The organism is Limnobacter sp. (assembly GCF_964228395.1).
GTDB lineage: Bacteria > Pseudomonadota > Gammaproteobacteria > Burkholderiales > Burkholderiaceae_B > Limnobacter.
The window spans coordinates 1-8,083 of the sequence record NZ_CAXQZX010000095.1; the positions used below are offsets into that span (position 1 = coordinate 1).

Below are 8,083 nucleotides of genomic sequence, written 5' to 3' on the forward strand. Positions count from 1 at the left end.
AAAAATCCTGGAGTGCGCACAACACGCCCATGCGCACGGGGTGCGTATTTTGCTAACGCCCGAGCTTTCGGTCACTGGTTACCCGCCAGAAGATCTTTTGTTGCGCCCATCATTTCAGCGGCAAGCCGATGCAGCAGTAGACGGCTTGCGCCTGGCCCTGCAGCACCTTGACATTTATGTGGTGGTGGGTCACCCGGTTCGCCAAGAAACTGAACTGTTCAATGCGGCCTCGGTGCTGCACATGGGGCAGGTGGTGGGCGTATATCACAAGCACGATTTGCCCAACCGCGAGGTGTTTGATGAGCAGCGTTACTTCACGCCTGACAATCGCCCTTTGGTGTTTGAAGTCGATGGTGTTCGCTTTGGCCTGAACATCTGCGAAGACACTTGGAACGCCTATGCCCCGGAGGCCGCTGCAGCGGCGGGTGCGCAGGTCCTGTTGGTTCCCAATGCATCGCCGTACCACATGGGCAAACAAACCATTCGCCAGTCGGTGGTGGCTCGCCGCGTTTCCGAGACTGGCATGGCCATTGTTTATGCCAACTTGCTGGGTGGGCAGGACGAGCTGGTTTTCGATGGTGCCTCGTTTGCCATGGATGGTGAACAACATGTGGCCATGCGTTTGCCCCAGTTTCAAGAGGCGCTGGCCATCCTTGATGTTGAATCTTGCCCGGGCAAGCCCGTGGCCTTGCATGCTTCGCAGTCGCCCGTGCCTGAGCTTGATCTGACCGCGCAAGTCTACGAGGCACTCAAAATGGGCGTGCACGATTACGTCACCAAGAACCGTTTCCCGGGGGCCATCATTGGGTTGTCAGGTGGGGTGGATTCGGCGCTCACGCTGGCGATCGCCGTGGACGCGCTTGGCGCAGACAAAGTGCGCGCAGTCATGATGCCGTCGCCTTACACGGCCGATATCTCGTTGCAAGACTCACGCGACATGGTGCAGCGTTTGGGGGTTCGGTACGACGAAATCCCTATTGAGCCCTCGATGAAGGCTTTCGAGACCAGCCTCGCCCCATTGTTTGATGGCTTGCCTGCCGACACCACCGAAGAAAACCTGCAGGCACGTATTCGCGGTACCCTGTTGATGGCCATTTCGAATAAAACCGGGGCCATTGTATTAACCACGGGCAACAAAAGTGAAATGGCCACAGGCTATTGCACGCTGTATGGGGACATGGCTGGTGGCTTCGCGGTCATCAAAGACATTTTCAAAACCTTGGTGTACCAGCTTTGCCATTACCGCAACAGCATTGGTGAGGTCATTCCAGAACGCATCATTACACGTCCGCCCTCGGCAGAGCTTCGCCCTGACCAAGTGGACCAAGACAGCTTGCCGCCCTACGAGGTGCTTGACGCTATTTTGGCGCGCTACATGGAGAAAGACGAATCCGTCGAAAACATCGTAGCAAGTGGTTTTAGCCAGGCAGACGTGGTGAAGGCTGTTAAACTGCTTCGTATCAACGAGTACAAACGCCGGCAGGCACCTGTCGGTATTCGTGTCACGCACCGCGCGTTCGGGCGTGATTGGCGTTATCCCATCACATCCAAGTTCAACGATCTAAAAGGATTTCCTGAATGAAACTGGTCACTGCCATCATCAAACCATTCAAGCTCGATGAAGTTCGTGAGTCGCTGTCCGAAATTGGCGTCACCGGCCTGACCGTAACCGAGGTGAAGGGTTTTGGTCGTCAGCGCGGCCACACGGAGTTGTACCGCGGCGCAGAATATGTGGTTGATTTTTTGCCCAAGGTGAAGATCGAACTCGTCATTGAAGACAAAATGGTTGACCAAGCGATTGAAGCCATTCAAGGCGCGGCACGCACCAACAAAATTGGCGACGGCAAAATTTTTGTGACCAACGTTGAGCGGGTGATTCGCATTCGCACAGGCGAGCAGGGCGAAGAAGCCATCTAAGTGGTTTGTTCAAATCGCGTTCACCAAAAAGCCCGCACCTTGATGCGGGCTTTTTGTTGGCAAGCAACAAACGCTATGCCCCCAAATGCGCGTGAATAATTTCGCCAAAGGTGGGGGCCAAGGCCTCAGGCAAGTCGTGCCCCAAGCCTTTAATTAAGTGCAGCCTTGCATTGGGTACCAGCTTGGCAATTCGCTCTGAACAGGCCTTTTTTAGTAAGGGATCATCCATGCCGTGTACCACGCAAGTGGGCACATTGATTGCACGCGTGTAATCTTCAATCGACCCAGTTGCAACCACACAATGGGTTTGCCGCAGCACACCAGCTGGCTTGTATGCGCGTTGATAGGCCTTGCGGGCACGCTCGCGAATTTTGGCAGGGTCGGGCGGGTAGCCAGGGCTGCCGATGGCGGTGAATACGCGTTCTACGTGCTCTACCACATGGTCAATGTGCTGGCTTTTTGGGCGCTTTAAAAACATATTGTGGATCACATGCGGGCTGGGCATGGGCAATTTGGGGTTGTTGGTGCTCGACATCAAGGTCACCAGCTTGCCAATTTTATCGGGGGCTTGAGCTGCCACAATTTGAGAAATCATGCCGCCCATAGACACACCCACCAGGTGCGGGCGTTTTAGCTTCAAAGCATCAATCAGACCGATGGCGTCATTGGCCATGGTGTCCAACTTATAGTTGGTGGGTGTGCGCAAGCCCAGCTTGTTGCGAATAAATGTGGCTGGAACGTTCACCTTCATGTTGGTGGGGTGTTGGTCGCTTAGGCCAATGTCTCGGTTGTCGAACCGGACCAGCCGGTAGCCCTGCGCAAGCAGCGGCTTACAAAACTCATCGTTCCACATGGTGAGCTGGCATCCCAGGCCTGCCACCAGCAAAATGGTTTCTCCATCTTCTGGCCCGGCGGCTTCCCAAGCCATGTTCAAGCCAGTGGTGCTGGATCGGGCATGGCCCGCTTGCCAATCAATAGGCGTGGGTGCGGCTTTCATTGCAGTGCGTCTCCCTGCGTGTGCGTTGTGGATTTATTGTTGTTTGGCCTTCAGGATTACCAACAAGGCACCCGCTCCACCATCACGGGGTGGAGCCTGGCAAAAAGCCAAAACCTCGTCTTTTTGAACCAGCCAGCGCTTGACCTTGTCTTTCAGCACGGGTTCTTTACCGATCGAACCCAATCCTTTGCCGTGGATGATTCTGACACATCGAATGTCATGTTTTACAGCGCTGCGCAAAAATTCGCCAACTGCCTCCCTGGCTTCATCGCTGCGCAAGCCGTGCAGGTCAATTTGCGCTTGAATGACCCACTTGCCGCTTCGAAGGCGTTTTAGAGCTTCCAGTCCTATCCCGTTGCGGCGGTAGCTCAGCTTGTCATCGGTCTCAAGAAAGCGCTCCACGTCCATTTCGTCAGAAATGCTTTCTCGCAGTACATTCTCATCATCGATTTCACGCTGATGGGCAATCGGGGGAGGTTTGGGCAAATTGTGCAGCTTGCGGTTAATTTGGGGCAGGGGTGTGACGTCCTTGACGTGGGTCTCAAACAGCCGCGCCTCCGCGTCACGCTTTTTTTCGGCTTCAATGCGCAGCTTTTCAGCGCGCTCGGCATCCAGACGCTGCTCTTTCAAGGCGCGCCGCACACCTTCCAAATCGGCCATCGAGGTTAGCTTTTTCATGCTGCATGCTACCGAGGAACAACGGGCTTGAGGGCATGTCGGCACTGCATGACACGCCCCGGCCGGTGCCGCTTGGCACCGGTTAATGCATCATCAGGCTTCTTGGGCTTCCAGCCAGCGTTGGGCGTCCAGCGCCGCCATGCATCCGGTGCCAGCACTGGTGATGGCTTGGCGGTACACGTGGTCCTGCACGTCGCCAGCGGCAAATACGCCTTCGACGCTGGTCATGGTGGCCAGGCCGTTCAAGCCGCTGCGGGTGACGATGTAGCCCCCCTTCATTTCCAGCTGGCCTTCAAAAATTTCGGTGTTGGGGCGGTGACCAATGGCAATAAACACGCCTTGCAGGGCGAGGTCCTCGGTTTCGCCTGTTTTGGTCGACTTGATGCGTGCACCAGTCACGCCCATGTCGTTGCCCAGCACCTCGTCCAGCACATGGTCGGTTTTCAGTTCAATCTTGCCTTCTTTGACTTTTTCCATCATTTTGTCGATCAGAATGGCTTCGGCTTTGAATTTGTCCCGGCGGTGGATCACTGTCACTTTTTTGGCGATGTTGGACAAATAAAGCGCCTCTTCAACCGCGGTGTTACCGCCACCAACCACACACACTTCTTGGTTGCGGTAAAAAAAGCCATCGCAAGTGGCACAAGCCGACACGCCCTTGCCCATAAAAGCTTCCTCAGAGGGCAGGCCTAAGTACATGGCGCTGGCCCCGGTGGCCAAAATGAGTGCATCGCAAGTGTAGGTGCCGGAGTCGCCTTTCAAGGTGAATGGGCGGTTCTTGAAGTCCACCGTGTGAATGTGGTCAAACAGTATTTCAGTATTGAAACGCTCCGCATGCGCCAAAAAGCGCTGCATCAGGTCTGGCCCCTGCACGCCGTCGGCATCTGCAGGCCAGTTATCCACATCGGTGGTGGTCATGAGTTGCCCGCCTTGGGCCAGGCCAGTGATCAGCACCGGGTTCAAGTTGGCACGCGCTGCATACACAGCGGCCGTGTAGCCGGCTGGGCCAGAACCCAGAATAAGTACTTTGGCGTGGCGGGAAGGGTTAGAACTGCTCATGGAATCCTCTTTTGTACGTCACAATGTGGGTGATTCGAGATATTTGCCTCGAACTTTGTCAGAATACAGGCTTCAATTATATGCTGCATCGCGGCCTACACCGATTACAGTGAATTCAAGGACCCCACAAAATGCCGGCACCTTACGCGTCAGCAAGCTTTTGCTTGAAGTGCGTTGGCTGGGCCTGCTCGTATTCTCGATTTACCTGTTCCTGATACTGGTGTCTTACTACCCGCAAGACGACAGCTGGTCGCATGCCTCCGGCAGCGACATTGTGAGTAATTTTGGCGGCACGGTGGGTGCGCATCTTTCCGATTTTCTGTTTTTTCTGGCTGGGCACTCTGCTTATGCCTTGTTGGGCCTCTCTTTCTTCCTGCTTTGGCGTGCCCGCAAAATGGTCGATGCCATCGAGTTACCAGGGTTCGACGAACCTCTGCCCAAGTGGCTGCCCTGGGTTCGCCCTGTTGGCTTTCTGGTGCTGTGGTTGGGGCTCATGGGGCTGGAGGCGTTGTCCATCTTTCGCGGCGAATCACTTCCCGCCGGGGCTGGCGGGGTGGTGGGCCAAGGTATTGCGCAGGCCTTTGAGCTGATGCTGGGGTTGTCTGGGGCCGTCATGTTGCTTCTGCTGTGCACGGCTGCAGGCTTAAGTGGTCTGTTGGGCTTAAGCTGGGCAGCCATGGCAGAGCGGGTGGGCGCTGGGTTGGAGGGCGTGTTTTTCTGGGTACAGAACTCGATCAACGCCTATTTTGACCGCAAGGCGGGCAAAAAGGTGGCGCAGGAGCGTGTTGAAAAGATCGAGCAAAAACGCGAAAAATTTGAAGAACACAAGCCCATTCGCATAGAGCCGGTGGCAGTGCCTGTGGAGCCTTCGGTGCAGGCCATCAAGGAAAAACAGCAGCCCTTATTTGCAGATCTTGCGGAAACCGAGCTGCCGCCATTGAGCCTTCTTGATGATGCGCCAGCGGCCATCGAGACCGTTTCTGCCGACACACTGGAATACACCTCCAGGTTAATCGAGAAAAAACTAAGCGATTTTGGGGTGCAGGTGCAGGTGATGGCTGCCCAGCCCGGCCCAGTGATTACCCGGTTTGAGGTGGAGCCCGCGCCAGGGGTAAAAGGTGCCCAGGTGGTCAACCTGGCTAAAGATCTGGCGCGAGCATTAAGCCTGGTGTCCATCCGTGTGGTAGAAACCATCTACGGCAAAAACCTGATGGGGCTGGAGCTACCCAACCCGCGCCGGCAGGTCGTTAAGCTCACCGAGATTTTAGGCTCTCAGGTGTACAGCGGCTCTAAATCGGTACTTACCATGGCCCTCGGCAAAGACATTGCGGGCAAGCCGGTTGTGGCCGACTTGGCTAAAATGCCCCACCTGCTGGTGGCGGGCACGACCGGCTCGGGCAAGTCGGTGGGCATCAACGCCATGATCCTGTCGCTGCTGTACAAAAGCAATCCAGAAGAAGTGCGCCTTATTCTGATCGACCCCAAAATGCTTGAAATGAGCGTGTATGAGGGCATTCCGCACTTGCTGTGTCCGGTGGTCACCGACATGCGGCAGGCTGGCAATGCGCTCAATTGGGCCGTGGGAGAGATGGAAAAGCGTTACCGCCTCATGAGCAAGATGGGGGTTCGAAACCTCGCGGGCTACAACGCAAAAATTCTGGAGTCCAAAAAATCGGGGCAGCCCATTCCCAACCCGTTTAGCCTCACGCCCGATGCCCCTGAACCCTTGGACACCTTGCCCATGACCGTCATTGTGATTGACGAGCTGGCAGACCTCATGATGGTGGTGGGCAAAAAAATCGAAGAATTGATTGCGCGCCTGGCCCAAAAGGCCAGAGCGGCAGGTATCCACCTTATTTTGGCCACACAGCGGCCTTCAGTCGATGTAATCACCGGCCTCATTAAGGCAAACATCCCCACGCGAATCGCCTTTCAGGTGTCCTCCAAGGTAGACTCCCGCACCATTTTGGATCAAATGGGTGCAGAAGCCTTGTTGGGGCAGGGCGATATGTTGTACCTGCCACCCGGCAGCGGTGTGCCGCAGCGTGTGCACGGTGCTTTTGTGTCAGACGAAGAAGTTCACCGTGTGGTCGAATACCTCAAAGAAAAAGGTGGCGAGCCCAATTACATTGAAGGCATTTTAGAGGGGGGGACGACCGAAGAAGGTGGGAACGCCAGCATGGATGCCACTGCCGGCAGTTTTGATGGCGAGAAAGATGCACTTTACGACCAGGCCGTGGGCATTGTGTTAAAACACCGCCGGGCCTCCATTTCTTTTGTACAGCGCCACTTGCGTATTGGGTATAACCGAGCGGCTCGCCTATTGGAAAGCATGGAACAAGCTGGCTTGGTGTCAGCCATGCAGTCCAACGGCAACCGGGACATTCTGGTGCGTGCCGAGGCAGGGCAAGATGACGAGTAGTGGGTTTGGAGCCTGTGCTACCTGAACCTGCCTCATGCGTTGTTGTCTTATTGCCATGTCCGAATCACAAGGTATTTTCTTGAAGCCATACAGCACCATGTTCGACATTCATTTCAACTTCAAAACGCTTCAAACGTGGGTGACGGGTTTGTTGTTCACCTGTCTGCCCTTGTTTGCACAGGCTTCTGCCCAAGACATGCTCAAAGCCTTCGTCGAGAGCCGCCAATTTGCAGATGGTGAGTTCTCTCAAGTGGTGGTGAGCAGCAACGGGGCGGTCAAGCAACGCAGCTCCGGGGAGTTCTCGTTTTCCCGACCGGGTAAATTCCGCTGGGAAATTACCAAGCCCTATCCACTGCTGGTGATGTCCAATGGGCAAACCGTTGTCTCATACGATGCCGACATGCAGCACGCCACACGCAAACCCCTTGGCAACGCCATGGATTCCACGCCAGTGGCGTTGCTGTTTGGCAGCAAAAACGTGGATAAACTTTTTGCCTTGCAAGACGAGGGCAGCAAAGACGGTCTGGAGTGGCTAAAAGTAAGCCCGAAAGAAAAAGAAACCTTGTTTGACCATGTGCGCATTGGTTGGCAAGGGGGCTTGCCAGTGGCTCTTGAAATACACGACTCCTTGGGCCAAATTACGAAACTTCCCTTGAGGAACTGGCAATTCAACTCCGCTCGCCCTGCAGGCCATTACGAATTCAAGGCGCCCGCTGGGGTTGACTTGATTGAGACCAGGTAGGGTCTCTCATGGATCTGTTCGGCGAGGACCCAAACTCAGACGCCGCAGCCGTGCCTTCGACTGCCAGCCCCTTGGCGGCCAAGCCCGCCAACGCCGCCATTCCTTTGGCGGAACAATTGCGCCCCCAATGCTTGGCCGATGTGGTGGGTCAAACGCATTTGTTAGGCCCAGGCAAGCCCCTCACCGTGCTTTTTGAGCAGCGCAAAGTGCATTCGCTGCTGTTGTGGGGCCCCCCAGGTGTGGGCAAAACAACCTTGGCGAGGTTGTT

At 55.5% G+C, this 8,083-nt stretch carries 7 protein-coding genes and 1 pseudogene; 5 read left to right on the forward strand and 3 right to left on the reverse strand.

The genetic code is table 11. The features are described from left to right. Together ACEQU8_RS07650 and ACEQU8_RS07655 are read left to right on the forward strand one after the other, a co-directional pair. Window positions 1–1,582: NAD+ synthase (locus tag ACEQU8_RS07650; RefSeq protein ID WP_370262704.1), on the forward strand; the 1,582-nt coding region annotated here is incomplete at its 5' end. Then, complete coding sequence (locus ACEQU8_RS07655; protein ID WP_370262705.1) at window positions 1,579–1,917, forward strand: P-II family nitrogen regulator; 339 nt, start codon at window positions 1,579–1,581, stop codon at window positions 1,915–1,917. The genes ACEQU8_RS07650 and ACEQU8_RS07655, both read left to right, overlap by 4 nt. Window positions 1,918–1,990: 73 nt before the next feature. Here the strand turns inward: ACEQU8_RS07655 and ACEQU8_RS07660 are convergent, their stop codons facing one another. The 3 genes from ACEQU8_RS07660 to trxB form a co-directional block, all read right to left on the reverse strand. Next, the gene (locus ACEQU8_RS07660) at window positions 1,991–2,914 is read right to left on the reverse strand and encodes an alpha/beta fold hydrolase (protein WP_370262706.1); all 924 of its coding nucleotides are present in this window, start codon (window positions 2,912–2,914) and stop codon (window positions 1,991–1,993) included. A 33-nt stretch (window positions 2,915–2,947) separates the two neighbouring features. Continuing rightward, a complete protein-coding gene (locus ACEQU8_RS07665; RefSeq protein ID WP_370262709.1) occupies window positions 2,948–3,592 on the reverse strand; it encodes a Smr/MutS family protein in 645 nt (214 codons plus the stop codon). Window positions 3,593–3,685: 93 nt separating this feature from the next. Continuing rightward, window positions 3,686–4,651 carry a thioredoxin-disulfide reductase gene (trxB, locus tag ACEQU8_RS07670; RefSeq protein ID WP_370262710.1) on the reverse strand — a complete coding sequence of 322 codons (966 nt, stop codon included), beginning with the start codon at window positions 4,649–4,651 and terminating at the stop codon, window positions 3,686–3,688. 109 nt (window positions 4,652–4,760) lie between these two features. Here trxB and ACEQU8_RS07675 point away from each other — a divergent pair, with 109 nt between their 5' ends. The 3 genes and pseudogenes from ACEQU8_RS07675 to ACEQU8_RS07685 all read left to right on the forward strand — a co-directional run. After that, entirely contained in the window at window positions 4,761–7,073 is a 2,313-nt protein-coding gene (locus tag ACEQU8_RS07675; protein WP_370262711.1) for a DNA translocase FtsK, read from the forward strand. Between the two features lie 55 nt (window positions 7,074–7,128). After that, window positions 7,129–7,815, forward strand: a complete 687-nt coding sequence (gene lolA / locus ACEQU8_RS07680) for an outer membrane lipoprotein chaperone LolA (protein WP_370262712.1) — start codon at window positions 7,129–7,131, stop codon at window positions 7,813–7,815. A gap of 8 nt (window positions 7,816–7,823) precedes the next feature. Next, a pseudogene (locus ACEQU8_RS07685) lies at window positions 7,824–8,083 on the forward strand (recombination factor protein RarA); the annotation flags it as partial.